The organism is Cryobacterium sp. TmT2-59 (genome assembly GCF_004403545.1).
In the GTDB taxonomy this organism is placed as follows: Bacteria; Actinomycetota; Actinomycetes; order Actinomycetales; family Microbacteriaceae; genus Cryobacterium; species Cryobacterium shii.
Window position 1 is genome coordinate 1 of the sequence record NZ_SOGM01000060.1, and the last position, 26,022, is coordinate 26,022.

General features: G+C 63.5%; 29 protein-coding genes and 1 tRNA gene. 19 read left to right on the forward strand and 11 right to left on the reverse strand.

Annotation, left to right across the window (positions count from 1 at the left end):
• The first annotated feature begins 211 nt into the window (after nt 1–211).
• Nucleotides 212–283 (forward strand) — tRNA-Gln (locus tag E3T24_RS10155).
• A gap of 438 nt (nt 284–721) precedes the next feature.
• Here E3T24_RS10155 and E3T24_RS10160 read toward each other — a convergent pair.
• Nucleotides 722–1,039: a metal-sensitive transcriptional regulator gene (locus E3T24_RS10160; protein ID WP_134368120.1), complete on the reverse strand. Its 318-nt coding sequence runs from the start codon at nt 1,037–1,039 to the stop codon at nt 722–724.
• Nucleotides 1,040–1,277: 238 nt separating this feature from the next.
• Here E3T24_RS10160 and E3T24_RS18170 point away from each other — a divergent pair, with 238 nt between their 5' ends.
• From E3T24_RS18170 to E3T24_RS10240, 16 genes are all read left to right on the forward strand, one after another.
• Nucleotides 1,278–1,598 carry a heavy-metal-associated domain-containing protein gene (locus E3T24_RS18170; protein WP_134368119.1) on the forward strand — a complete coding sequence of 107 codons (321 nt, stop codon included), beginning with the start codon at nt 1,278–1,280 and terminating at the stop codon, nt 1,596–1,598.
• A 32-nt stretch (nt 1,599–1,630) separates the two neighbouring features.
• Entirely contained in the window at nt 1,631–3,886 is a 2,256-nt protein-coding gene (locus E3T24_RS10170; RefSeq protein WP_134434588.1) for a heavy metal translocating P-type ATPase, read from the forward strand.
• 101 nt (nt 3,887–3,987) lie between these two features.
• The gene (locus E3T24_RS10175; protein ID WP_134403000.1) at nt 3,988–4,485 is read left to right on the forward strand and encodes a hypothetical protein; all 498 of its coding nucleotides are present in this window, start codon (nt 3,988–3,990) and stop codon (nt 4,483–4,485) included.
• Between the two features lie 96 nt (nt 4,486–4,581).
• Nucleotides 4,582–5,184, forward strand: a complete 603-nt coding sequence (locus tag E3T24_RS10180) for a DUF305 domain-containing protein (protein WP_166789039.1) — start codon at nt 4,582–4,584, stop codon at nt 5,182–5,184.
• Between the two features lie 286 nt (nt 5,185–5,470).
• On the forward strand, nt 5,471–6,151 hold the full coding sequence (locus E3T24_RS10185; protein WP_160141129.1) for a M23 family metallopeptidase: 681 nt from the start codon (nt 5,471–5,473) through the stop codon (nt 6,149–6,151).
• Entirely contained in the window at nt 6,138–7,457 is a 1,320-nt protein-coding gene (locus E3T24_RS10190; protein ID WP_166789200.1) for a M23 family metallopeptidase, read from the forward strand. Before E3T24_RS10185 ends, E3T24_RS10190 begins: the two co-directional genes overlap by 14 nt.
• Nucleotides 7,458–7,488: 31 nt before the next feature.
• Complete coding sequence (locus tag E3T24_RS10195) at nt 7,489–8,061, forward strand: TlpA disulfide reductase family protein (RefSeq protein WP_241976046.1); 573 nt, start codon at nt 7,489–7,491, stop codon at nt 8,059–8,061.
• Between the two features lie 64 nt (nt 8,062–8,125).
• The gene (gene lgt / locus E3T24_RS10200; RefSeq protein ID WP_134368114.1) at nt 8,126–9,067 is read left to right on the forward strand and encodes a prolipoprotein diacylglyceryl transferase; all 942 of its coding nucleotides are present in this window, start codon (nt 8,126–8,128) and stop codon (nt 9,065–9,067) included.
• A 24-nt stretch (nt 9,068–9,091) separates the two neighbouring features.
• The gene (locus E3T24_RS10205; protein WP_134368113.1) at nt 9,092–9,835 is read left to right on the forward strand and encodes a cytochrome c biogenesis protein CcdA; all 744 of its coding nucleotides are present in this window, start codon (nt 9,092–9,094) and stop codon (nt 9,833–9,835) included.
• 58 nt (nt 9,836–9,893) lie between these two features.
• Nucleotides 9,894–11,396 (forward strand): multicopper oxidase family protein, encoded by a 1,503-nt coding sequence (locus E3T24_RS10210; RefSeq protein WP_134403003.1) that lies wholly within the window; start codon nt 9,894–9,896, stop codon nt 11,394–11,396.
• Nucleotides 11,397–11,501: 105 nt separating this feature from the next.
• A complete protein-coding gene (locus E3T24_RS10215) occupies nt 11,502–12,509 on the forward strand; it encodes a hypothetical protein (RefSeq protein ID WP_198419675.1) in 1,008 nt (335 codons plus the stop codon).
• Nucleotides 12,509–13,129: a redoxin domain-containing protein gene (locus tag E3T24_RS10220; RefSeq protein ID WP_134365894.1), complete on the forward strand. Its 621-nt coding sequence runs from the start codon at nt 12,509–12,511 to the stop codon at nt 13,127–13,129. Before E3T24_RS10215 ends, E3T24_RS10220 begins: the two co-directional genes overlap by 1 nt.
• 34 nt (nt 13,130–13,163) lie before the next feature.
• On the forward strand, nt 13,164–13,466 hold the full coding sequence (locus E3T24_RS10225) for a glutaredoxin family protein (protein ID WP_134365893.1): 303 nt from the start codon (nt 13,164–13,166) through the stop codon (nt 13,464–13,466).
• A gap of 14 nt (nt 13,467–13,480) precedes the next feature.
• A complete protein-coding gene (locus tag E3T24_RS10230; protein WP_134434585.1) occupies nt 13,481–14,113 on the forward strand; it encodes a DUF3105 domain-containing protein in 633 nt (210 codons plus the stop codon).
• A 100-nt stretch (nt 14,114–14,213) separates the two neighbouring features.
• Nucleotides 14,214–14,594: a BlaI/MecI/CopY family transcriptional regulator gene (locus E3T24_RS10235; protein ID WP_134365891.1), complete on the forward strand. Its 381-nt coding sequence runs from the start codon at nt 14,214–14,216 to the stop codon at nt 14,592–14,594.
• A 29-nt stretch (nt 14,595–14,623) separates the two neighbouring features.
• Nucleotides 14,624–15,559 carry a M56 family metallopeptidase gene (locus E3T24_RS10240; protein ID WP_160141130.1) on the forward strand — a complete coding sequence of 312 codons (936 nt, stop codon included), beginning with the start codon at nt 14,624–14,626 and terminating at the stop codon, nt 15,557–15,559.
• 245 nt (nt 15,560–15,804) lie between these two features.
• Here the strand turns inward: E3T24_RS10240 and E3T24_RS10245 are convergent, their stop codons facing one another.
• Together E3T24_RS10245 and E3T24_RS10250 are read right to left on the reverse strand one after the other, a co-directional pair.
• A complete protein-coding gene (locus tag E3T24_RS10245) occupies nt 15,805–16,023 on the reverse strand; it encodes a hypothetical protein (protein ID WP_134365889.1) in 219 nt (72 codons plus the stop codon).
• A gap of 2 nt (nt 16,024–16,025) precedes the next feature.
• Nucleotides 16,026–16,328 (reverse strand): hypothetical protein, encoded by a 303-nt coding sequence (locus tag E3T24_RS10250; protein WP_134434586.1) that lies wholly within the window; start codon nt 16,326–16,328, stop codon nt 16,026–16,028.
• Nucleotides 16,329–16,540: 212 nt separating this feature from the next.
• Here E3T24_RS10250 and E3T24_RS10255 point away from each other — a divergent pair, with 212 nt between their 5' ends.
• Complete coding sequence (locus E3T24_RS10255) at nt 16,541–18,928, forward strand: heavy metal translocating P-type ATPase (protein ID WP_134403008.1); 2,388 nt, start codon at nt 16,541–16,543, stop codon at nt 18,926–18,928.
• Here the strand turns inward: E3T24_RS10255 and E3T24_RS10260 are convergent.
• The 8 genes from E3T24_RS10260 to E3T24_RS10295 all read right to left on the reverse strand — a co-directional run bounded on the left by E3T24_RS10260 (nt 18,920) and on the right by E3T24_RS10295 (nt 25,139).
• Nucleotides 18,920–20,038 (reverse strand): HAMP domain-containing sensor histidine kinase, encoded by a 1,119-nt coding sequence (locus tag E3T24_RS10260; protein ID WP_134403005.1) that lies wholly within the window; start codon nt 20,036–20,038, stop codon nt 18,920–18,922. The two genes, E3T24_RS10255 and E3T24_RS10260, sit on opposite strands and share 9 nt — an antisense overlap.
• The gene (locus tag E3T24_RS10265) at nt 20,035–20,727 is read right to left on the reverse strand and encodes a response regulator transcription factor (RefSeq protein ID WP_134365886.1); all 693 of its coding nucleotides are present in this window, start codon (nt 20,725–20,727) and stop codon (nt 20,035–20,037) included. Before E3T24_RS10265 ends, E3T24_RS10260 begins: the two co-directional genes overlap by 4 nt.
• 115 nt (nt 20,728–20,842) lie before the next feature.
• Complete coding sequence (locus E3T24_RS10270; protein WP_166789201.1) at nt 20,843–21,112, reverse strand: SHOCT domain-containing protein; 270 nt, start codon at nt 21,110–21,112, stop codon at nt 20,843–20,845.
• Nucleotides 21,113–21,179: 67 nt separating this feature from the next.
• Entirely contained in the window at nt 21,180–21,791 is a 612-nt protein-coding gene (locus E3T24_RS10275) for a sulfocyanin-like copper-binding protein (protein WP_241978683.1), read from the reverse strand.
• 3 nt (nt 21,792–21,794) lie between these two features.
• Entirely contained in the window at nt 21,795–22,157 is a 363-nt protein-coding gene (locus E3T24_RS10280; RefSeq protein WP_134434587.1) for a hypothetical protein, read from the reverse strand.
• 782 nt (nt 22,158–22,939) lie between these two features.
• Nucleotides 22,940–23,359 (reverse strand): DUF302 domain-containing protein, encoded by a 420-nt coding sequence (locus tag E3T24_RS10285; RefSeq protein WP_134402928.1) that lies wholly within the window; start codon nt 23,357–23,359, stop codon nt 22,940–22,942.
• A gap of 59 nt (nt 23,360–23,418) precedes the next feature.
• A complete protein-coding gene (locus tag E3T24_RS10290) occupies nt 23,419–24,870 on the reverse strand; it encodes a multicopper oxidase family protein (RefSeq protein ID WP_134409874.1) in 1,452 nt (483 codons plus the stop codon).
• Nucleotides 24,867–25,139 carry an SHOCT domain-containing protein gene (locus E3T24_RS10295; protein WP_134365880.1) on the reverse strand — a complete coding sequence of 91 codons (273 nt, stop codon included), beginning with the start codon at nt 25,137–25,139 and terminating at the stop codon, nt 24,867–24,869. Before E3T24_RS10295 ends, E3T24_RS10290 begins: the two co-directional genes overlap by 4 nt.
• Nucleotides 25,140–25,465: 326 nt before the next feature.
• Here E3T24_RS10295 and E3T24_RS10300 point away from each other — a divergent pair, with 326 nt between their 5' ends.
• Nucleotides 25,466–25,723, forward strand: a complete 258-nt coding sequence (locus E3T24_RS10300; RefSeq protein ID WP_134365879.1) for an SHOCT domain-containing protein — start codon at nt 25,466–25,468, stop codon at nt 25,721–25,723.
• Nucleotides 25,724–26,022: the final 299 nt, after the last annotated feature.

A 26,022-nucleotide genomic window follows, 5' to 3' on the forward strand; every position in this document is an offset into this window, starting at 1 on the left:
TCCGCCCGGCTCCGCCCGGCTCCGCCCGGCTCCGCCCGGCTCCGCCCGGCTCCGCCCGGCTCCGCCCGGCTCCGCCCGGCTCCGCCCGGCTCCGCCCGGCTCCGCCCGGATCGCCGGCGGCACGTTCTCGCCATCGAATTCGGCCCTGAATTTGTACCGCCCGGCAAGGTGGGTTAGAGTTACGAGTCGGCCGGTTCTTCGGAACGGGCAGTGGGGTATGGTGTAATTGGCAACACGACTGATTCTGGTTCAGTTGTTCTTGGTTCGAGTCCAGGTACCCCAGCACTGAGTGAAACCCCCGGTCATTCGGGGGGGGGGGATTTTTGTCATTTGTGCGACCCTGTTGAGCCACGTCTGAATCTCGCTATCCGGACGAAGAATCGGTTCCGCGTTGCCCCTTTCGCNATTGCCGAGTCGGCCAGGGCGAAGTGTCGATGGACATGACGTGAAACGTGATGTTCTTGGTTCGAGTCTCCGGATGGGTGACCGTTGAGCGTGGTTTTGCAATGGCGGCTGTGGGGTTTCTGCCCTACGGCTCACAGAGATGGGCCAGAGCTCGCGAGACTGGCTCCGGCGTGCCGACTGCTGTGATGATGATTGATGCAGCCCACAGTGACGATCGCCCCCGCGGCCAACGGCGGACTGTCGAAGACGGCTGCGCCGGCAAGGCCAGTCGCTGGCCTAGGCCAGCGACTGGCAGGAAAGGTTAGCTGCAGGGAGCCTACGAGCGAACCAATCGAGCGATTGCGGTCGAGGCCTCCCGGATCTTGGCGGCCCCTTCTTCACCGCCAGATGCGACGGCGGCCACAACGCAGTGACTCATATGGTCGTCTAGCAGACCCAGTGCCACGGACTGCAGAGCGCTGGTCATGGCCGATATTTGCGTCAGGATATCGATGCAGTATTGTTCGTCTTCGACCATGCCCTGTAAGCCGCGGGCCTGCCCCTCGATGCGACGAAGTCGCTTCAAGTAGGCATCCTTATTTGAGATGTATCCGTGGGGGCCGGCGTGGGCCGCCTCGTCGTTCGAATCACTCATCGATGTCTTTGTCCTGATCTGTTCTGACCCGTGGGATAACGAAGCCTGCATATGAGTAGCAGAGTAACGATATAACTATACCCCCCGGCGGTATCTAACGAATTGGGCGCTGAGTGGTTGTTTGCCGTCGCCTCATGTTGACCGAGTACCCCCCAGGGGTATACATTGAGATTACCCCCTGGGGGTACTTCCCGACGGTTGCTTCGATCGCCGCGGAACGAAAGGAATCGTGAATACTATGTCGTCGTTGAATCAGAATGATCTTGGCCTTACCGACGCTTCGTGCTCTTGCGGGTCGCAGACACACAAATCGGAGCGCACTGCCGAGTCCGGCGCCGTTACGACGACTTTCCACGTGTCGGGCATGACCTGCTCTCACTGCGTGAAGAGCGTGACGGCCGAAGTGGGCAGGGTCCCCGGGGCCGAAACCGTGGATGTTGAACTTGTCCCGGGTGGTGTCTCGTTGGTCACCGTTTCCAGCGCGGGCCCGCTAAATCCTGCCGCGGTGGCTGCCGCCGTCGACGAAGCAGGCTACGAACTGGTCACGGCGACACCGTGAGCGGCCAGCAGGTCGACCTGCTCGTCGGAGGCATGACCTGCGCCTCCTGCGCGGCCCGGATCGAGAAGAAACTCAACCGCATGCCCGGGGTGGAGGCCTCCGTCAACTACGCCACCGAAAAAGCCAGCGTTTTCGTCCCCGACGGTACGACGATCGAGCAGGCCATCGCGGTAATCGTGGAGACCGGCTACACGGCCGAACGTCCGAGACCGCCCGAAGCTGAGGTCCCCGATGCGCCGACGGAGCAGGACCGCGAGGTCGCAGGCCTACGCCAGCGGCTGATCGTGTCTGGGGTGCTCGCCGCCCCCGTTCTCCTGCTCTCGATGATCCCGCCGCTTCAATTCACCAACTGGCAGTGGCTGGCCCTTACCTTGGCCGCGCCCGTCGCTGTCTGGGGAGCCTGGCCCTTCCACCGCGCCGCCTGGACCAACCTGCGCCACGGTGCAGCAACCATGGACACTCTGATCAGCATCGGCGTGCTCGCCGCCCTCGGCTGGTCGCTGTTTGCGCTGTTCTTCGGCACCGCCGGAATGCCCGGTATGACCATGAGCTTCAGCCTCACCGCCAGCCCCAAGGGCGGAGCCGCTGAGATTTACCTGGAGGTCGCCTCGGCGGTCACCGTGTTCATTCTGGCCGGCCGCTACTTCGAGGCCCGCGCCAAGAAGCAGTCCGGCGCCGCACTGAAGGCGTTGCTCGAACTCGGCGCGAAAGAGACGACCCTCTTGCGGGACGGCGTCGAGACCAACGTGCCAACCGCATCCCTGGTTGTCGGCGACCACTTCGTGGTGCGCCCCGGAGAGAAAATCGCCACGGACGGCACGGTCACCGAAGGAAACTCGGCGATCGACGCGAGCATGCTCACCGGCGAGTCCGTTCCGGTCGAGGTCGGCCCCGGCGCCGCCGTGGTCGGCGCCACCCTCAACTCGGGTGGGCGCCTGGTTGTCCGGGCGACCCGGATCGGAGCCGACACGCAGCTCGCCCAACTCGGTCATCTGGTCGAGCAGGCGCAAACCGGCAAGGCCGAGGTGCAGCGCCTCGCCGACCGCGTCTCCGCCGTCTTCGTGCCCATCGTGATCGCTCTGTCCCTGGCGACCCTCGCCGTCTGGCTGCTCATCGGCGCCGGGCCCGTCGTGGCATTCACCGCGGCCGTGGCCACCCTGATCATCGCCTGCCCGTGCGCGCTGGGCCTGGCAACGCCGACCGCGCTGCTGGTCGGAACCGGGCGCGGCGCCCAACTGGGCATCCTGATCAAGGGCCCGCAGGTGCTCGAATCCACCCGCCGGGTCGACACCATCGTGCTCGACAAGACCGGCACCGTCACCACCGGCCGGATGACCCTCGTCGCGACCGCCCCCGTCTCTGGCGTCACCGAAGAGGAACTCCTCGGCCTCGCCGGCGCGGCGGAAACCGGTTCCGAGCATCCGATCGCCCAAGCCATCGTGTCCGGTGCCCGAGAGCGCAGCGGCGAACTGCCGGCGCCGGAGTCGTTCGCCTCGACCGACGGGCTCGGCGTGCAAGTCCTCATCGACGGCCGGGTCGTGCTGGTTGGCCGGCCGCGCTGGCTGACCGAGCAGTGGGCCATCCCGCTCACGTCTGAACTCCAAGCGGCGCTCTCATCGTTCGAGGACCAGGGTCGCACCGTGGTAGCTGTGGCCTGGGACGGCCACGCGAAGGGCTTGATCGCCGTGTCCGACACGGTCAAGGACACCAGTGCCGCTGCCATCGCCGAGTTCCGGCGCCTCGGCCTGCGACCGGTGCTCCTCACCGGTGACAACGCGACCGTGGCCGCATCCGTGGCCGCAGAAGTCGGCATCACTGAAGTCCGGGCCGGCGTCCTCCGGGCCGAGAAAGCGGCAATCATCCGGCAGTTGCAGGGCGAGGGACGTGTCGTGGCGATGGTCGGCGACGGCGTAAACGATGCTGTCGCGCTGGCCACCGCCGACCTCGGCATCGCGATGGGATCCGGAACGGATGTCGCGATCGAGGCCAGCGACCTGACCCTGGTGCGCAGTAACCTCGTGGCGGCAGCGGATGCGATCCGGCTTTCCCGCCGCACCCTCGCCACCATCAAGGCCAACCTCTTCTGGGCCTTCGCCTACAACGTGGCCGCGATCCCGCTGGCCATGTTGGGCCTGCTCAACCCGCTGATCGCGGGCGGCGCAATGGCGTTGTCCTCCGTCTTCGTCGTGAGCAACAGCCTCCGGTTGCGCAGCTTCCGCGGCCTCAACCTGACGATCACTGCGTCGCCCACCGGCGTCCCCGTGGCAGTGCCGATAGGCGTCGACTGACCTGCTGCTTTTGGTTTCACAGGTAGCCCTGCGCAAAAGTCGATACTGTAGGGGGTATACACGGAGACGCTAACCGCGACAGGCATGGACCCGGAGGTGACATGAAGCTCGATCGCATCACACGAGCGGCGTACCTCCGGAAGCCTGCCTTCCGGTCCACGCTTATGGCGATGGTCGCCTTGGCCGCGATTCTGTTCAGTTTTCTGGCCATGAACTCAACGCACGCCGGGCATGAGACCGGTGGGACCGCATTTGCGACCGCATCCGGCCAGGCACCCGATGTGGGTATTGTGCCCGGCGTCGGCGTCGGCGCTGGCGCTGGCGTTGTCGCAACAGGCGCCGTTGTCGCGGCAGCCTCCATTGCCGCTCACGCCCGCATCGGGGTGCTCGGCTGCGCTGACTGCGTACTGGACTGTGCAATCCTCGCGATGACCTGCACCATTGTGCTCGTGCTCGCTTCGCTGATCTTGCTCGCCCGGCAGCCGTCCCTCTATCGTCGACTGCTCGACGCAGGCGGATGCAATGTTCGTCACCTCAGCGGCCCGACACTCCATATTTACCGACCGAGTCTGACAGCACTTTCCATCAATCGTATTTAGAACCAAACCCTCCCGCGCGCCGTCATGTCGCCGCGCGGATTTCTTGCGCCTTTCGGCGCTGCGGTTTCTTGGGTCTAACTATGAATGGAAAACAGAATGCTTAAATCACGTATGTATCTGGTCACGTCAGCGTCCCTGGCCGCGGCGCTCACGCTTAGTGCCTGCACCAACGGAACAGCCCCCAATGCCCCATCTGCCACGTCCAGCGCTGCCGCTTCCGCCGCTTCCGCACCAGCTGATGTGACGTTTGCCCAGATGATGATCCCGCACCACAAACAGGCTGTTGAGATGAGCGACGACATCCTCGCCAAAGTGGGTATCGACCAGCGAATTCTTGATCTTGCCACGCAGATCAAGGCTGCCCAGCAGCCTGAAATCAAGCAGCTCAAGGCTTGGCTCACCGACTGGGGTACCGACGAGACCAGCACCCAGGGCATGGATGGAATGTCCGGTATGGGCGACGGATCGGACGGCCTCATGTCCGATGCTGACATGATGGCGCTCAACAAGGCCTCCGGTGCAGAGGCCGGCAAGCTCTACCTGAACCAGATGATCGTCCACCACGAGGGTGCCATCAAGATGGCGCAGCTGGAAGTGGATGAGGGCCAGAACGTAGACGCGAAGGCCATGGCGTCGAACATCGTGGCAACCCAAACCGAAGAGATCGGTGTCATGAAAAGCATCCTCGCGACCCTGTAGGACTCTCTGACGCACGGGGCGCCGCGCGAGCGAGCCCCGCTCATTCTCATGCGCGCCCACGACGATCCCTCGCTGAGGTTCGTCGCCGCCTGGTGCGCGCCATCGGTACTACTCTCCGGCATCTCGAGGAACAACATTTATGCACTCACCACCGGTCACATCCCGCCGGCTCCTGCGCGCGGCCGAAGCGCGCCGACGCAGGACACGGTCACCCCTGTCGTGGCAAAAGCGGGCCCCGGGCCCGGCACGACCGCCGACGCGGCATCGATTGTTCGGCGGCGTCGCGATGACGTTTGTCGCGCTCCTCGCGGTCAGCGTCTCCCTGCCTGCTCTCGCGGTGAACCCAGACGCCGTGATGGCAGTCTCACGGAGCCGAGTAACAGGCGGTGCGGCGCAAGCCTTTCCGGCAAACGAGGCAGGCGCGGTAACCGCTGTCCTTCGCGACGGATTCACCGTGGAACGAGTGAAAAAGCCTTTGCCGGGCGCGTATACCCAAACAGCTGGCACGTATGTCAACTACTTGGATTCGCCAATCCAGTGGCCCTTCACTGTCGGGGTTCCGATCTCGACGGACTTCGGTCCGCGGGTGCCGCCCTGCGTTGGGTGCTCGAGCTTCCATAAGGGAATCGACATGAACCCCGGTGTGAACACTCCCATCCAAGCGATCGCAGACGGCGTGGTGAGAGAAGTATCGGCGACCGACGATAGCGGCCTCGGCGTCTACGCCATCATCGACCACATGATCGGCGGGCGGCTTGTCAGCAGCCTCTACGCCCACATGACGGAGGGCTCCCTCGCTCTCAGCGTTGGGCAACCTGTTCTGGTTGGCCAGTTCGTGGGCAATGTCGGCACGACCGGTCAGAGTACCGGACCACACCTTCATTTCGAGATACTGCTCGACGGCTCCGCACCGACAGACCCATTTGCCTGGCTCACGCAGAAAGTACGTCCCAATGGCGCAAACTAAATGCCACCCGCAGTCGCCCAAACGCCCGGTCCTCGTGAAATGGGCCGGAACGATGATCGCTACGCTGTCGCTGGTCGCCGTCATCGGCGTGGCGTCCCCGGCAGCAGCCGGCGGGTACCCGTCGTGGTCAGACGTCGAGAGCGCGCGTTCGAGCGAGGCGTCGAAGCAAATGCAAATCATGGCGATCAAGGATTTGATCGCCGGGCTCGTGACCGAGGTGGCGACGGCCAGGGACCTGGCCGCTCGACGCGGTGCTGAGTACGAGCGCGCACAGGGGGCATTCGACGAAGCCACCTACCGCGCCACGACTCTCCAGAGCCAGGCCGATGACGCCACTCAGCGCGCCAGCGTGTCCCAGCGCCAGGCCGGCCGGTTGGCCGCGACGCTGGCCCGCGCGGGCGCTTCCGATCTCTCAATGACCATCTTTCTCCAGGGCGAGAACTCCGACGCCTTGCTCTACCAGCTTGGCGCCATGAGCAAGCTCACCGAGCGTTCCAGCACAATCTACGAACATGCAGCGACGGACCGGAATTCCGCGACTGTCTTGACCGACCAGGCGAAGGTAGCGAAGGAGGCGCTCGGCGCCCTTGCCAGAGAAGCAGAGACGACCCTGAAGGACGCCACCACGGCCAGCGCCGCACTGATGTCAAAGCTCGCGGAACAAGAGCAGAACGCAGGCACTCTCCAAGCGCAACTCGCGGTCCTCAGCGATAACCGCGCCGCCACAGAGGCCGATTATGCCAAAGGCGAGGAAGCTCGCCGAGCAGCCGAGGCGGCAGCTGCAGCCTCCGCTGCTGCGGCTGCTGCTGCAGCTGCTGGCGCTGGTGGCGCTGGTGGCGCTGCCGCGTCGTCCGGGGGAGGCGGTGGATCGGCTCTGGACGTCGGTCAGCTCAGCGAGCAAGGGTGGGCGCTTCCCGTGTCTGGCTGGATCAGCGACTCCTTCGGCCCGCGCCCCTCCAAACCTGTGGCCGGCGTCGGCGCCTTTCATTACGGTACTGACATCGCCGCTGGGTGTGGGCGAGCGGTATCGGCCGCGACCGGGGGCACGGTCATTTTCGCCGGGTATCTCGGCAGCTACGGCAATTGGGTCCTCATCGACCACGGCAATGGCGTTCAAACCGGCTACGCACACAACAGCCAGATCCTGGTCAGCAATGGCCAGCAGGTCGCCGCCGGCGAGACCATTTCCCTCGTCGGCACGACCGGGGCCTCCAGCGGATGCCACTTGCACTTCGAGACTCGAGTCGATGGCGCCCGAATCAACCCCGTGCCGTTCATGAGCGCGAGAGGGATCACCCTTGGATGATCGCAGGTGGAGAACCCGGCTCGTTGGAGCAGTGACGTTCGGGGTGGCAGCCGCGATACTGCTCAGCGCTTGCGCGAGTGATTCGCTCGCTGACCAGTACCGGGCCGGCAGCAACAAAAACTACATTGCTGGCGACGGATCGGTCACCGAGATCGCGTCGGCGAATCGGCTGACGCCGGTCGATTTCACCGGCACCCTGGAGTCCGGTGGCACGACGACGCCGGCGGATTATCGGGGACGAGTACTCGTTTTGAATTTCTGGTACGCCGGTTGCGCACCCTGCCGGGCCGAAGCCCCCGACCTTCAGGCTCTGTGGACCAAATATCAGGACCAGGGAGTCAGCTTCCTGGGAGTGAATATCCGTGACCAACTCAGCACTGCACACGGCTTCGCGGCGACCTACGGCATCACCTACCCATCTGTCATCGACGCCGACACGGGCTCTATGCAACTGGCCTTCAGCGGAACGGTCGCGCCGAACGCCGTTCCGACGACCATCGTCCTCGATAAGCAGGGCCGCGTGTCCGCACGGATACTCGGCCGGATCCCCGACGCGAGCGTCCTCGATGCGCTGATCAGAAGCGCACTCGAGCCAGACAAATGACCATTTCACGGCGGTACCCGAGCGCCCTCCGCCCGCTCCAAACCCAGGAAAGAACGCCCCGCCCATGACCATTCTCAGCAGCATCCCGAGCCCGGACATCAGCTCCTTCCAGCTCGGGCCGTTCCAGATTCACTTCTACGCCCTGTTCATCCTCACCGGCATCGTGGTCGCCGTGGTCCTGACGTCCCGGCGGCTCACCCGCCGCGGCGGAGAGCCCGGGATCGTCTTGGACATCACGCTGTGGGCCGTCCCGTTCGGCATCCTCGGCGGACGGCTCTATCACGTGGTCACGCATCCAACCGACTATTTCTTTCCCGGAGCGGATCTCTGGAAGACGCTCTACGTGTGGGAGGGCGGACTGGCGATCTTCGGGGCCATCCTCTTCGGCGGCCTCGGCGTGTACATTGCCTGCCGTCGAGCCGGAGTGCGATTCCTCTCGTTCGGCGACGCCCTCGCCCCCGGCATGCTGCTCGCCCAGTCGTTCGGGCGCCTCGGTAATTACTTCAATCAAGAACTCTTCGGCACCCCGACCACGCTCCCATGGGGCCTCCAGATCAACCCAGGCCAACCGGCGTTCCCCACCGGATTGCCTGCGGAGACACTCTTTCACCCCCTGTTCCTGTACGAGATTCTGTGGAACCTGGCCGGCGTCATCATCGTCCTGCTCGCCGAGCGTCAGTACAACCTCCGCTGGGGCAAGACCCTCGGCCTCTACCTGATCATCTACGGGGTGGGCCGCACCTGGTTTGAATCCTTCCGGCTGGACCCGACAGAATTTGAACTTCTCGGCGTCAAGATCAACATGATCACAGCGGCAGCAGTCGCAGTCGTCGGCCTCATCTTGATCATCGTTCAATCCTGCCGCCACACGGGACCGGAAACAAGCCCGTACCTCCCCGGTCGGCAACGCGCATCGCTTCAACAACCGATCACGGGACTGCCGCCGACTGCCGCTTCTACGCACGCCGTTGACGCCCCGCCGAGCAACACCGTAGGGCAGAAATGAGGGCGTCGATGATGAGGCGGAGCCATGGGTGAAGACTTCGCCCAAATCGTCCTCAGCGGACAACTACTGATTGCAATCCCGATCGCCTTGCTGGCTGGTCTTGTCTCCTTCGCGTCGCCCTGCGTACTGCCCCTGGTGCCCGGATACCTGGCATACGTGGGCGGCATGGCCGGTCAAGGGGGCGTCCACACCCGACGACGCCTCCTCATCGGCGTCGGCTTGTTCGTCCTGGGTTTCTCGGTCGTGTTCATCTCCTATGGCGCCGCCTTCGGAGCTGCAGGGTATTGGCTGGTGCGCTGGCAAGATCCGATCACCCGTGTGCTCGGTATTGTCGTGATCATCATGGGGCTGGCGTTTATCGGCGCTTTCTCTGCGTTTCAACGCACGGTGAAACCGCGTTTCGCGCCGGCCACCGGGTTGGCTGGGGCGCCTCTTCTCGGTTTGGTCTTCGGCGTCGGTTGGACGCCCTGCCTCGGTCCGACTCTGACAGCCATTTCACTGCTCAGCCTCGGCACGGGATCCCCCGGGCGGGGCGCCCTGTTGGGCCTGTTCTACTGCCTGGGACTGGGTATCCCGTTTCTGTTGGTCGCTCTTGGGTTCAACTGGATGGCCAGTGCGATTGCCTGGTTGAAACGCCACATTCGCGCGATCAACAGAGTTGGCGGCTCCATGCTGATCCTGATCGGGGTGCTCATGGCTAGCGGCGTGTGGACACTGTGGATCTACAGCATGCAAGCACTGATTGGTGGGGTTGTGCTCCCGATCTAGCAGGGCTCACCGTCACGCTTCCCGCTCATTCATCCCATTCTCTTTTGAAGGAACCGCCATGAACCAATTCCTCACCCGCCGCACTTTCCTTGGCGCATCGATCGCCACGGCGACCACGGTTGCACTGGCAGCCTGCAGCACACCATCCCCGAACTCGCGACCGTCCGACCGGATTCTGCCGGACGATCCGATGATCGCCAAAGTCGAGGCACGCCGCCCCGCTACCGGGCGCAGGAGCACACAACAGTTGAACGCCGGGGCGTTTGCCACCAGCGTCGCCGGTACGACGCTGACGACCTGGGGCTACAACGGCTCCCTCACCGGGCCCACGATCCGAGCAGCAGTCGGCGACCGGCTGGAGGTTGCCGTATCCAACGCTCTTGCAGAAGCCACCACCGTGCACTGGCACGGCCTGGCGCTCCGAAACGACGCCGACGGCGTCCCTGACCTCACACAGAACGCCATCGCCCCAGGATCCGACTTCAACTACAAGTTCCGGCTCAACCGGCCGGGCACCTATTGGTACCACTCGCACGCCGAAATGCAACGCGAGCGGGCCCTCTACGGTGCCCTCATCATCGAGGATCCAAAAGAACCACTGTCCTACGACCAGGACTGGGTCATTGTGCTGGACGACTGGCTCGACGGCATTACCGGCACTCCTCAGGAAGCCCTCGACGAACTGTCCATGGGAATGAACATGTCCGGGATGGACATGACGATGAAGCACATGCTGATGGGGTCCCACAGCTCCTACCTCGGCGGTGACGCAGGTGACGTGACGATGCCGGCGCATCTGTTCAACGATAAAACCACCAGTGACGCGGAAATCTTTGCCAGCCGCCCGGGCAACCGCATTCGCCTGCGCATCATCAACGCAGCAGGCGACACCGCTTACCGGGTCGGTGTGCCGGGACAGAAAATCACCCTCACCCACGCGGACGGATTCCCCGTCAAGCATCAAGACGTGGACGCAGTCGTCCTGGCCATGGGGGAACGTATCGACGCGATCCTCACCGTCGCGACCGGTTTCACACCGGTCGTCGCTTTACCAGAGGGCAAGAAAGGCGTCGCGCACGGCCTCATCAGCACCGGCACCGGGACGGCCCCCGATACGAACGGGCTGCCCACCGTACTCGATGGGAAGGTCACCGACGGCGGTCGTCTGAAAGCACACGAGTCCGTCCTGCTGTCACCCCGGTCGCCCAACCGCGTTCACACCATGCGCCTGACCGGCACCATGGCAAAGTACGACTGGGGCATAAACGGTCGACGTTTTGACATGATGACCCCCTTCGCGGGCGCCTTCGAGGTCGCCGTCAACGACCGCATCCAAGTGAAGATCATCAACCAGACGAAGATGTGGCACCCCATGCATCTGCACGGGCACACCTTCCAAATCGCCGGCGACGGAGCACGGAAGGATACGGTCATCGTTCGGCCCAACGAGACGGTGACGTTCGAATTCGACGCGGACAACCCGGGCCAATGGCTCGCACATTGCCACAACGCCTATCACGCCGGCCGCGGCATGATGGGGGTCTTTTCTTACGTTCGCTGACGGGTGCCGACGGACGCGAGACGGGTCTCCAACATGGAGGGAATGCTCAGCTAAATTGAAATACTATGAGTGATAGTAGTTTGGGGTTGTCCCGGCAGGTGGTGATTGGAGCTGGGTTATGGGGCGAGTTTTGCTGTCAACAACGATTTTGGCAGCGTTTCTCGGTGGTGTGGTGGCCTTGATGGCCCCTTGCTGCGCCTCAGTCATGTTGCCGGCCTTTTTGCTTCCAGCTTCCGTAGCCGAAGCCAGATCCTGGCGATGACATTCGTATTCGCGGCCGGTGTCGGCACGATCATTCTCCCCATCGCCCTAGGTGCTGCCGTCCTCAGCCGCGTTTTGTTCCAGTATCACTTCGGGATTTTTAGTGCAGTCGGCGTCGCGATGGTGGGCCTGGGAATCGCCACGCTTGCGGGTTGGAAAATGATGCTGCCCATGCCGTCTGGCCGAGGCGGCGGAACCGGTATCGGTTCTGTATACGGTCTCGGTGTCTTCTCTGGGGCCGCCAGCGCGTGCTGTGCACCGGTTTTGGCTGGCGTGGCGGCGCTCTCCGGGGCCGCCTCGTCCTTCCCTGCTGCTACTGCCGTGGGCGTGGCTTACGTATTCGGGATGGTGGCTCCCTTGTGTGCTTTGGCGCTGGTCTGGGACCGGAAAGACTGGGGAGCTAACCGCCTGCTCTCTTCCACGACCGTCCCGATTGGGCCCGGAACCCGGTGGAGGTTGCCCTTGGGAACTCTGCTCTCGGGTGCGCTGATGATCACAATGGGTGTGATCACCATCGTCTTGGCCGTGCAGGGACCCGGCATGGCACCCGATGGGTGGCAGGTTGGGCTTGCGGCTGCACTGGGGCACTGGGCCGCCGTCATTCAAGAGTACCTCTCCTTCGTGCCCGGGTGGGTCTCGACCGTTGCCGTGTTCGCCGCCCTGGGCCTCCTACTCTGGAAGGCCGTGCGTAGCCGCACGAGCTCGAGCTCACCAACAACAGATGCCGTCGAGGCGGATTCTTGCGCCTCCTGCTCTACAGACCAGCCAACGTTGGAGGCTTCACCTGAAGCCCTCGCGTCGACCAGATCGACCGAGAGGTCCAGCCGCACTCATGCAGAGGAGTCAGACTAATGGCAGCGAACAAGCAGCGCCCGCAACCACCCGCCACACGCACCTTCGTGCGCCGAGCGATCGTGATCGTCGTGGCGGTCGCGGTGGCAGCGACCATCCTCGTCTCCCTCCTCACGCAGACCACGAATCCCACGAGGAAAGAGGACGCCGCTCCCGTCAGTTACACGGTCGGGGCACCTGGCCCGGGAGTCGAAGCGCCCGCCTTCTCACTGCCTTCCACGGCCGGCGGAACCGTTAATCTGAGTGACTACCGCGGCAAATCAGTGATGCTCTTTTTCCACGAAGGCATCGGATGCCAGCCGTGCTGGGACCAGATCCGGGATCTGGAGTCCGCACAGGCTCAACTAAAGTCCGCCGGTATTGACCAAGTCCTCACCATCACCAGCGGGCCAGTGGAACTGATTGCCCAGAAGATGGCCGACGACAAGCTGACCGCTGTTGCACTGGCCGACACCCAGCTGGATGTCTCCGTGACCTATCAGACCAACAAATACGGCATGATGGGCGATTCTCGCAATGGACATAGCTTCATCCTGGTTGGGCCACGGGGAAAATTCAGTGGAGGGCCGACTACGGCGGGCCGCCGAACTACACGATGTATGTGCCCATCGATCAGATAATCGCGCAGCTGACATCAGCCCGGGCGAACTCGTGATGATAATCACGATCCTGACCCAGGCCTCCTGCCCCTCCTGTGATCAAGCAAAGCTGGTGCTCTCCCGACTGGCCCGTGACCACCCGTTTGAGGTTCTGGAAATCGGGCTGGGTACCGACGAGGGGCGGGGCCTCGCGGTTCGCCACGGCGTAGCTTTTGCGCCGGGCGTCCTCATCGACGGGGTCATGTTCAGCTACGGGCGCCTTTCGGAGAAAAAGCTGGCCCGGCATCTGTCGCAACACCCCACGGCCGCCGAATCACGCTCCGGCACGGTCGCTCATCACAACAGACAACAAGAGTAGAAAGAAGCGGCCGAATGGCGAGCAAAAAAAACAGTGCAGACCGGCAGACGATCGTTGCGGCTGCACGAGCAGAGATGAAGCGGAGCGAGCGGCGTCGGAGTTTCTGGATCTATGGCTCCGGCGCCGTCGTCGCTATCGTCGTCGCGGCAATAGTCGCCTCCGTCTTCGTCGTCAATCAGCAAAGCAAGGATGCGGTCACCGCAGCAGCAGACAAGCCCATCAGCGGCGTGCAGAGCTTCGACGGACTCAGCCGAAACCACGTGAACAACGAGGTTGCCTTTCCGACGCTTCCCCCTGTCGGCGGAGATCACTCTGCCGAGCTGACTAACTGCGGCGTATACACGCAGCCAGTTGACACCTGGCGGGCCGTGCACTCGCTCGAGCATGGCGCGGTCTGGATCACCTACCGTTCCGATCTGCCGCAAGATCAGATTGACACCCTGACCGCAGATGCGGCATCGAACCCGTACGAACTGTTGAGCCCGTATCCCGACCGCCCCGCCCCGGTGATCGTAAGCGCCTGGGGAAAACAACTCCAACTGGACAGTGTGGATGACTCCCGCCTGCCGGTGTTCCTGCAGGCCTACCTGCAGGGCCCCCAGACGCCCGAACCCGGGGCACCCTGCTCCGGCGGCGTCCAAGGCTAATCAACACCGCCCCCGCGGGACGCGCATCGGGACGTGCATTACTATGAAAGATAGTTGACTGGGGACGTCGACTCAACCAATGTGCAGAAGGGAGCCACAGATGGTGCGACCACTCGGCACGCTGGAGCAGTTGGTCATGGACCGTATCTGGTCCTGGGGGCACCCGGTCGCCGTCCGCGAGGTGTTGGAAGATCTACAGCACGAACGCACTCTGGCCTACACAACGGTGATGACAGTGATGGACAACCTCCGCCGCAAAGGCATGCTGACCCGGGAGAAGGACGGCCGGGCCTACCTCTACAAAGCGGCACAGACTCGCGAGCAACACACCGCTGCGTTCATGGGTGAGGTTCTTGCCGGAGGAGCGGACACGGCGGTGACGCTTTTGCATTTCCTCGAACACATCCCGCCTGAGGAAGTCGCCAGCCTTCGCAATGCGCTGGATGACCACCTTCAAGGTCGAAAAAGCATAGCTCCATGACAGCGCCAGCTGTTTTGACAGTCTTTGCCGTGGCCCTTGCCTTGCTCGGGCCAGCACTGCTGAGCCGGGCTTCATGGCTCGAGCGGTCTCCACGAATCGGCATCGCCGCATGGCAGGCGCTGAGCGTCTCCCTTGTTTCGGCGGCGCTGCTCGCCGGCCTGAGCCTGGCGGTGCCGGCAATTCCCTGGACCACGGACCTCGGCCAGTTGATCCGCACCTGCGCCATGACCATCGTTGCGCAATACTCCACTCCTGGCGGTGCCGTTGTCAGCGCCACCGGGGCCGCCGCAGCGCTGGTCATCCTCGCCCGAGTCGCCTACTGCGTCGTCGCTGATAGAACGCTCGCGGCCCGCAACAGGAAGGCGCAACTGGACGCCCTGGCCCTGATCGCGCGACCCCACCTCCGCTACGACGCGCTCGTCGTCGAGCACCCGGCCGCCGCCGCATACTGCTTACCCGGCCGCGGCCGCCAAATCGTTCTAACCAGTGCGGCCTTGTCCGCCTTGGATCATAGTCAGCTCCTGGCGGTCCTGGCCCACGAGCGCGCGCACCTACGAGGTCGCCACGACCTGATCCTGGCAGCGGCCGACTCCCTACAGCGGGCGTTCCCACGTATCGCGGCATTCCGCACCGCCCGCACGGAGCTGGGCCGGCTCGTTGAGATGCTCGCCGATGACAATGCCGCCCGTCAGAGCGATCGCACCACGGTAGCAACGGCACTGGTGCGCCTGGCCGAGCATGGAATGACTCCCGTGACGGCTCTGGGCGCGGGCGGAGAGTCAGCCCTCAGCCGAGTCCGAAGGCTCATTTCACCCGTCCGGCCCCTCGGGGCCGGACGGACAACCCTGGCAGCCCTGGCCCTGGGGATACTCCTTTCAGTGCCCGTGTTCGTCGCCATTGCACCGGCATCCGCGGCGACGCCAATGCCACCCTGCCCGGTAAGCGGACAAGCCCTGACGATGTAGCCTGCGAACACAGAAACCCCCATCCGTTACGGATGGGGGTTTCTGTGTGCGCTATCCTCGCAACGTCGCTACTTCCTGGCGCAAACGCGCCAGCTCGGCCACGTCCTCGGCGCTCGGGCCGGCGTCGTGCAGGATTTGAGCGGCCCCGCCGTGGACAGAACTCCCCTTACGCATAGGACGGATGCAGAAGAGGTAGGTGAAAGTCAGTGAGGCCGTCAAAACTACCGCAGGGAGGACGGTTTCGCTCACCGGACGCCCGCGTCTCCGGGCTGTGCCGAGGCACCGCTCCGGCTCGCCCGCAACCGGTCCACCTCCGTGCGGAGGTTGGTCAACTCCTCTTTGTCGGCCGGTGCCATGGCCGTCAGCGCGTCAGGTGCCTTCTTCCCACGCAACATGAACCACATCATCAACCCCATGCCGACCGGGCAGGCGAGCAGGGCGAGACCATACAGTGCCGCGCCCACCGCTACTCCTCAGCCTTTCCGTGTTCGCGACCGGGCGTAGCAGGCCTCATCGGGTGATGATGAGTCATCATCGCTTCATGCATGTTGGCCATGCCGTTCGTCGCAGCCACCATGTCTGGCATGTCTGGCATCGTGTGCACGTGCGCGGCAACCGTCGCATCGCGGCCGTCACCCGCCGCCTGGGGAATCGTTACCGACAGGCTACTGTCCGTGGCAATGCTCTCGGCGGCATAGGCCGGAGCGACGGCACCTGCCGCAAGCAGGGCACCGGCGGTAAGAGAGTAAATCCAAATTCGTGAGCGCATGAGCGCCTCCTTTGTTGTTAAATACTATCCATGATAGTAGATGAGCTGAGCCATGATCGCAGTCAACGGCAACGCACAGGAAAGTCGATGCAAACTGCCGATGAAAACCGATGATCACGTATGCGTATACCCCCCGTGGGTATATGGTGGGGAGTGTTCCACGGGTTGGAAAGCCGTTCTTGTGGAGCCGATTTAAGGAATGGGATCGTCACATGAGCGAGAAATTTGAAACTACCGTCGTGGAAGTGCGGGGGGTGCAGTGGGCCTCCTCGCAAGCGATCGTTGAGTCAGTGCTCGCCCGCCGGCCCGGCGTGGTGACTGTTGAAGCGAATCCAGTGGCGCAGACGGCCAACGTGACCTTCGATCCCGGACAGACCTCCGTCGCTGACCTGGCGGGATGGATCCGGGAATGCGGTTACCACTGCGCTGGACGCTCCGTGCCCGATCACATCTGCGACCCGATGGCGGAATCCGTCACCGACCACGCCACACATGAAATGAAACCCGGGCAACCGGCTCGAACCATGCAGGAGACCATGGGACATGGTGGTGCCCACGGCGACATGTCCATGGCTGGCATGATCCGGGACATGCGCAACCGGCTTCTGGTGGCGGCCATCCTGTCGGTTCCGATCACTCTGTGGTCGCCGATCGGCCGGGAAGTTTTCGGTTTCACGGTTCCCACCCCGTTCGGGCTGCGCGATGACGTGTTCGCGTTGATACTGTCCCTGCCAGTCGTTTTCTATTCGGCTTGGATCTTTTTCGATGGGGCCGTCCGGGCTCTGCGGGCTCGCACCCTCGACATGATGGTGCTGGTGGCCGTCGGTGTTGGAGCGGGCTGGCTCTATAGCCTGTTCGTCACCCTCACCGGTGGCGGGGATGTCTTCTACGAGGCTGCAACCGTTCTAACCAGCTTCGTCCTCTTGGGACACTGGTTCGAAATGCGGGCCAGGGGCGGCGCAAACGATGCCATTCGCACGCTTCTCGAGTTGGCCCCGTCCCTGGTATTGGTCATCCGGGACGGAGAACCGGTTGAGGTCCCGACGGCGGAGGTTGTCCCCGGCGACCTGCTTCTGGTGCGGCCCGGAGCCAAAGTTCCAACTGACGCCGTTGTGGAAGACGGTGAGTCTGACATTGACGAATCCATGGTCACCGGGGAGAGCCTTCCCGTCGCAAAGAGCGTCGGATCGACCGTGATCGGCGCCACAGTCAACACCACCGGAACCCTTCGCGTGCGCGCGACCAAAGTCGGCGCCGATACCGCGCTCGCTCAGATCGTGGCCCTGGTCCAGGAAGCGCAGAACTCCAAGGCACCCGGACAACGCCTCGCCGACCGCGCAGCCTTCTGGCTCGTGCTCGTAGCCCTCATCGGCGGCAGCGCCACCCTCGGCGCCTGGCTCCTGGCCGGCGCGAGCCTTCCTACCGCGATCCTCTTCGCGATCACCGTCGTCGTCATCACCTGCCCGGATGCGCTCGGCCTGGCGACACCGACCGCCATCATGGTCGGCACCGGCCTGGGCGCCAAACGCGGAGTCCTCTTCAAGACCGCGACCGCGTTGGAGACCTCGGCTCGCATCGACACAATCGTCCTGGACAAGACGGGGACACTGACCAAGGGCGAACCCGAAGTGACGGACTTCATAGCTGTTGGGATGGATGAGAAAGAGTTGCTGGCCCTTGTCGCTGCCGTGGAACGGGAGTCCGAGCATCCACTCGCCGCAGCCGTCGTCCGTTACGCCGTTGCGCGCGGCGCGACAGCGCTGGAAGCATCGGCGTTCCGCAACGTGCCGGGACATGGTGCCGGCGCCACGGTCACACGGCGCCAGGTGTTTGTCGGCAACCGCAAACTCATGGTTGCTCAGGGCATCGATATCGATCCGGTGTCCACGCAGCGTCAGACGCTGGCCGCGACCGGACGGACGGCGGTCCTCGTCGCCGTTGACGGAAAGACCGTTGGGGTCATCGCCCTGGCTGACGCCGTCCGGGAAACCGCGGAAGCCGCCGTCGTCGCTCTGCACGACGCGAACATTGAGGTCGTCATGCTCACAGGCGACAATGAGGCGACCGCGCAGCGAATCGCATCCTTGCTCCACATCGATGTTGTGATCGCCGAGGTGCTCCCGGAAGACAAAGCCGCGAAAATCAAAGAGCTGCAGGCCTCCGGCAAGCGAGTTGCGATGGTCGGCGACGGCGTCAACGACGCTCCGGCCTTGGCCCAGGCGGACCTGGGCATCGCCATCGGGGCGGGAACGGATGTCGCCATCGATACGGCGGACGTGGTCCTGATGCGGTCCGACCCCCTCGACGTCCCCATCGCCCTGCGCATCGGCAAAGCCACCGTACGCAAGATGCGGCAGAACCTCGGCTGGGCGGTCGGCTACAACGCGATCGCGCTCCCCATCGCTGCCGGCGTTTTCTTCACGACGTTCGGCATCCGGCTCAGTCCCGAAATCGCCGCCATCTCTATGTCCGGCTCCAGCGTCATCGTCGCAGTCAACGCACTGTTCCTCAAGCGACTTCGACTCCCCGGACAGCCTGAGAGCGCAACGGCCCCCGCAATCGAAGGCGGACGCGGTGTCGACGCTTCAGTTTCAGCCTGACTGGTCGGTGGCACGCAGGGGAACAGTAACCACGAACGTGGCACCCTGCCCTCGTCCGGCAGACGCGGCTGTGATGTCCCCGCCGTGCCCGCGGGCGATTTCTCGAGCGATCGTGAGTCCAATTCCCGATCCTGCTGATCGGCGGCCCTGGCCGGGCACACGGTAGAACCGCTCGAACACACGCTCCGTATCGTCTGGGGCCAGGCCCACACCGGTGTCGGTGACACTGACTTCACCCCGGCTGCCGACGGCGCGTGCGGTGATCGTGACGGCCCCGCCGGCGGGAGTTGCGTGCAGGGCGTTGCCGAGCAGGTTGGTCAGAACCTGGGTGATCCGGTCGGGGTCGACCTGGACGGGCAGGGCGGTGTCGGCGTCGACGTTCAGCGTGATGTCCGAATCGTCAAATTGAGGCAGGAGGCGCGCAGCGGCGCGGTGAGCGAGGTCGGCCAGGTCCTCATTGGTCGGATGCAGGTCAAGGCGCTGCTCCTGGGCGCGCGACAGGCTGGAGAGGTCGTCGGAGAGGCGGTGCAGCCGGCGCAGTTCCTCGCTGAGGGAGGCGAAGGTGTCGGGGCTCGCGCTGAACACGCCATCGATCAACCCCTCCACATAGCCGTCCAGGACGGTCAGCGGGGTGCGCATCTCATGCGCGACCTCTCCCAGCAGCCGGGTGCGCCGGGACTCCGTGTCGGCCAGGGCCTCGGCGAGGGTGTTGACGTCGGTGGCTAGGGCAGCTAGTTCCGGCTCGGACGGGACGGGGACTCTGCCTCCGTATTTTCCGGCGGCGATCAGTTTCGTGGCGGCCCGCACCGCGTTGAGGGGGCGCAGCAGTCGCCCGGTGACGGCCGCGGCCACGAAACCGGCGGCGGCGACACTGGCCAGCACCCCGACGAGGAGCGAGGTCGTGAGCGCGGAGACGAATGCTGACCGCACGCTCGTCGCATCCATGGTCCCCATGGACATCCCGTTGCCCTCACTGTTCATCGCCATCCCCAGCCGGTCTTCGAACAGGCGCGGGGCGAGCAACGAGATCGTCAGGTAGGCGACTACACCGCCGACCACGGCAACCGCGGCGTAGGAGATGAACAACCGCCAGGACAGTCGCATCTTCATAGGGGCCGGCCCACGAATTTGTAGCCCACACCCCGAACGGTGGCGATCAGGTGCGGATCGCCGGCGTCGTCGCCGAGTCGGGCGCGCACACTGCGGATATGGACATCGACGACGCGTTCGTCACCGTAGAAGTCATAGCCCCAGACTTTCTCGAGCAGTTGCGCTCGGGAGAACACTCGCCCGGGCTCGGCGGCAAGTGCCGCGAGGAGGTCGAATTCCAGGCTGGACAGCGCGATGGAAGCCCCATTCACCTCGACCTCGCGGTGATCGGGGTTGACGGACAACCCGTCGAAGCGGAGAGGGGCATCTGCGTCGGTCCGGTCGCGCCGCCTGTCTCGGCGCAGCATGGCCTTCACCCGGGCTGTGACTTCACGCGGGCTGAACGGCTTGGTCACATAGTCATCCGCCCCCACACCGAGTCCGACAAGCTTGTCGACCTCCTCGGCCCTGGCCGTGACCAGGATGACGTACGCGTCGCTGAAGCTGCGCAGCTGGCGGAGGACCTCGAGCCCGTCCATGCCCGGAAGCATGACGTCCAGGAGTACCAGGGCCGGAGGGTCGTCAAGGAGGGCCGTTAGCGCCTCATCGCCGTCCGCGGCCTCTGCCACGTCGTAACCCTCCGCCTCCAGATAGCCGCGTAGGACCGTCCGGATTTGCGGCTCATCGTCAACGACCAGGACCTTCTGCATGGTTCACCCCTTACCCTGATTATGGTCGCAACGACTGGGCGAAGGCCCGGCGGCTTAGGGACCGCCTAGCCGCCGAGGCGGACCCGAGCTCAAGGAACTCGTTGAGGGAGAACTTTTATCGGGCCTTTTCGTCGATTACTTTCAACCGTTCCCGGTATTCCGTGGCGTCCAATTCGCCCTTCGCGAAGCGATCATCAAGGATTTGACGCGCTGGACTCCGCTCGCTTTCCCCTGAGACGACCGAAGTGTTTCCGCGTCGACCTGCGCGATCGGTACCGCCCGCAAAAGTTCGCACGGCCAAGACGATCAGCAAGACGATCGCGACCATCATGAGGAGCCCGACTGGCCACCCCCACGCCATGTTGTATCCGTTTCCCCACATCATTTTCTTTGTGCTCCTTCGTTTTTCGCGTTGTTGTTGATTGTGATCGCCCGGATCCCGGGCCTCTTATTTAGGAGACCGTCAGCTCGCTGTACATTCCGGCCGAATAGTGTCCGGGGAGGTTGCAGACGACTTCGTATAGTCCCGGCGCCAGCTTCAACGTGGCCCAGCTGGAGGCCCCGGGAGCGATTCCCTCGCCGGCGCCAGAACCGCAGGTCGAGGACGCCTCGCCGAGACTACCGGCCTCGTCTACATTGCCGTTACCAGACAGGGGTCGGGTGCCGACGGCCTGAGAATCAGGCAGGGGCAGAACGACCAGCTCGTGGCTGATGCTGCCATCATTCGTGGCCAGAAAAGACACAGTCCCGTGACTGATGTTCGCATGATCAAGGCTCAGGCGCATCGCTCCACCGGGCATCCACCCATTGCCACCACCGGACATCATGCCGTTGCCGTTGCCCATCCTGGCGCCTCCCATATTCGACAGGGCCACGTTCACGACGGTGCCAGACGGCCGCGGGGCCGGGCATGAAGATCCAGAGCCGAGCCAGGAGGCGGCTTGCCCACCGTTGAGCGCACTGACTGCTCCCACCGACAGCCCGGTCAGACCAACCGCTGCCAGGAGGCCGCCGGTGATCGCCGTTGCAAATAAAGTTTTCTTTTGCATGATGTACTCCTCCAACGTCTAACGTCTGGTCGTTTCCATTCCTGAGCCCGTACGCGTGCCCGTGCCCGTGCCCGTGCCCGTGCCCGTGTGCATACCCATACCTGCACCAAATGCCGCGCCCATTCCCTCGCCCGGGCTGTGGGCCGTGTTCACCATCGTGTCGATGCGGCTCTTCATCTCTGCAACGGCGGCCGCCCTCTGATCAGGTGTCAGCGTGTTGGCGGCGTCGAGATTGGTCTTGAACGCCGCGACCATGGCGTCTTCAAGCCCAGATACTGATTTGCCCTGAGCCTGGGCGGCGTCCGCGAGGGACTTGCCCGACTGCATCTGGTCCTGCAGCTCGGTCTGGCTCAGGCCGAGGTAACTCGCGACGGCGGTCATGGGCGAATTCTGGCCGGAAGCCATCCCGGCCATATGGCCGAACGTGTGGTGGCCAACGGGTGACGAGGACGTCGATACAGGCTGTGGAGTCGGCCCTGAGCCGGTAGCCGCCTGCGCGGCGACAACGCCGCCAGATACAAGCGCTCCTGCAAGTCCGAGTCCCGCCAGCCCCAAGGTCATGCTCTTCCGATTGAACTTCATCTTTCCCAGCCCCTTTCGCGTTTAGCCACCTAGTTGGTGTCTACACACCAGCATGCAGACCGCGCATGAAGCTTCGGCCCCTGGGCGTGTGAAGGTTTGATGAAACGCGCCGGCCGAGCTGCAACCGAAAACAGCACCACCTGGTTCGCAAGGGTGACGCCCACGCTCCTTGAAAAAAGTCTTCTCCCAAGCTGCACTGTCCCCAACGTGCCATCGCGCGCAATGCGGAGTGGTTCAACGCTCGCGGAAGAGAACTAATTGGACGCGACCAATGGGCGCCCGCGACGCTTTGACATGAAGAACCCGCTCGCGGGTTCCTTCGACATCGCAGTCAACGAGCGCGTCCAAGTTAAGGTCGTCTATGAAACCAAAATGTGGCACCCATGCATCCACACGGGCACACGTTCCAGCTCGCCGGGACCGGTGCAAGAAGACGACACAGTCATCGACTGTCCAAAGGAATCAGTGACATTCGAGTTCCAGGCGGACAATCCTGGGCAGTGGCTCACCCGCTGTCGGCGACCTGCTGGTCGAACCATGCGTCTAGCCGATCTGCGTCGCTGGACCGGCCGAGCCAGACTCTAGCTCCGCGCTTCGGCCTGGAGGGTTTTCAGGGCTGAGCGAAGGCGAGTATCGGCATCGGTGGCAACCTCTTGAATCGCCGAGGAATCGCTGAGCTGCACCATGGTCTGCGGGTCGATTGCCTGGACCACGGTCACCGTGGCATCTGGGCCACGCCGAACGACAACATTACAGGGCAGCAGTAAGCCCATGTCCGGTTCAGCGGTGAGGGCGCGTTGAGCCAGCACCGGATTGCAGACGCCGAGAATGACGTAGTCGCCGAGAGTCTGAGCGCTTTCGACCCCCAATTTGGCTTCGAACGTGGATCGGACATTGATTTCCGAGAGGACGCCGAAGCCCTGTTCGGTCAGCAATTCTCGAGTTCGATGCACCGCTTCTTCGTAAGGCAGGGCGACTGTGACGGTATGTGCGTAACTCATGGGGTTCTCCAATGATTGTTTCTTTGATTGCGCTATAAAACAGTGTGTTCGCGACGGGTTTAGGTCGCTTCGATGATGCCCATCATTCCTTGGTCTTCGTGGTCGAGGATGTGGCAGTGGTACACCGTGGTACCGGCGAAATCGTCAAAGGAGATGCGCACTCTGGCGCTACCGTTCGCGGGCACGTTGACTACGTCCTGCCAGATGACACCTTTCACGGGGCGGCCTGCTTGTTCGATGAGCTGCATCGGCCAGACGTGCAGGTGGAACGGATGATCCATCGGACTGGTGTTGGTGAGCGTCCATTCCTCGACGGAACCGCCCCGCACCTTCACATCTACCCTCGATGGATCAAAGGGGTTTCCGTTGATTGTGAAGCTCATCATGCCCGAGCCCATGCCTCCACCACCCATTCCCATGGCAAGGGTCAGTTCTCGTCTCGCTGTGACCGTGGCGGTTCGAAGATCGCGGGGCGCGGTCTGCTCGGGCACTGGGGCAGGGGCGGCAGCTTGCGCTCCGGTGACGTTCAGGGTGAGCAGGTCCGCGCCCGAGGACGCGACCTGGGTGCCGCCCATCATGCCCGAAGCGGCGCCCCTGTCCACGGGAAGCGTACGCAGAATCGATGCCCCGGCCGTTGTAGTAACAAGGAGATCGGCCCGATTGCCTGGCGTGAGGACGATCTCCTCAACATCCTGCGGACTCGCGAAGCGCCCGGAGTCCATCCCGAGCAGTTGCAGGTGTTGTCCGTCCAAACGCAGCCGAAGGTATCGGGAAACGCAGGCGTTGATGATTCTCCACCGTTCGCGTTCCAACGGTCGGACATTCAGGCGCGGGGTGAGCTGACCGTTGACCAGGACCAAGTTGCCTTCCCTGCCAGCCATTCGATCCATCGGGGAAACCGTCTGAACCCTCCCTGACCCGTCAAGGCTGACGTCTGAGATGACCAGGATTCGTTCCCGGCTGACCGGGATGGGGTTAGGGTCCTCGACGACGATCGCCCCGTACAGGCCGCCAAAGACCTGGTCAGCTACCATCCCGTGGTGATGGGGGTGATACCAGAAAACGCCCGGCGGGTGATTCTCCGGCAGCAGGTACTCGTACTCGAAACCAGTGCCCGCCTCAACAGCAACGAAAACATTGTCGCTATTACCCTCCGGGGAGACATGCAGGCCATGAACATGCAAATTGGTGGCAACGCTCAAGCCATTTCGAAGGCTCAGGCTCAGCCGATCACCCGGGCGGAGGAACAGGGTCGGCCCGGGAAGACCACCGTTGTAGGAAAGCGCCCTCGCCTGCCTGCCGGCGATCCGCACCTGGCCCTCAGCCGCTTCGAGTTGCACCTGCAATCGACCGTTGGCGCTTCGGAGCAGTTGCGGTTCCACAGACTTCGGCCCTGCGACGGGACTCGACCCGGAATTCCAATCCCAGAGTAAGCCAGTCCCGCCGACAACGGTCCCTGCAACGCCCAAGCCGCCCAGCACGAGCACGTTTCGCCTGGAAAGGGGCTTCACGGCTTGCTCTCACCGAGCACGCTCAACCGTTCCTGATATTGCTCGGTGGGCACCTCGCCATTGGCGTAGCGCTCATCGAGGGCCTGTCGGGCAACGCTCTTCGCAGGCCGAGCAGGCAAGATCCCCGCGTCTTCAGCCGAGGCGTCCCGGCGTGATCTACTGCCGAAGGACCGTACCGCCCAGATCACGAGAAGCACAACTCCAGCGGCCACCGACAGTCCCAATATTCCGCCCCAGCCCTGCATGTTGAACCCGTTTCCCCACATCATCCTGTGACTCCTTCAACATTCGCTGCGCGATGGCCCGGTGTGCCCGTCGCCCTGCTTCCACGCTATTTTGGAAATACCCCGTTGGGTATATTGCTCTTCTTTTCGGATGATACTCCCGGCCAGTTCCGGGTCGAGGGCTCCGGCTCCGGCTACAGCTACTCCGGAGTGGGCGGGTTGAACGCGTTGATCGGTATCGTGCCCACGACGGCGTCAACGCCGGTCACCATCGGATCCCAACTCCAACTGGTCTCAGGGTATTTGATACCTCTCGAGGTATCATCACGCGTGACAGGCGTAACACACCTGCAAGAAAAGAGGAGTGGGCCATGATGTGGGGATACGGCGGGAATATGGGCTGGTCGTGGCTGTTTGGGCTGCTCCTGGTGATCGGAATCGTGTTGCTGATCGTGGTTGCCGTGCGAGTGTTCAGCCGAGGCGGCAATCGAGGCGGCGACCCGGGTGCAACTGGACCGGACCCTCGTCGGAGCCGGGCTCGTCAGATTCTCGATGAGCGATACGCCAAGGGTGAACTGACGGCCGAGCAGTACCGTGAACAGGCCCAAGTCCTCGGCGAGAACCGATAATGGGACGGATACGGACGCAGATTCGGCGCCGATTCGCCGCAGTTCTGAAGTCTCGAGGCAATGGCGCTTAAAAACCTGTTGCGGGTGCCCGTGAGACGAGACTTGCTTGAATCGCGTCTAGGGGCGTGGGTCAGTAACGGCAAAGTTTAAAACGCCGCCGGATTTCCCGTCCTTGGCCGTGGGGTCTGGGGGAACTTGAGCACGTTGACTTGGTCGTGGATGACGGGGTCGAAGCTGGCGCGGGCGTGAACAAGCGATTCCGGGCGTTCGAGCCGGCGGCGGTGATGTTGGTACCGCCG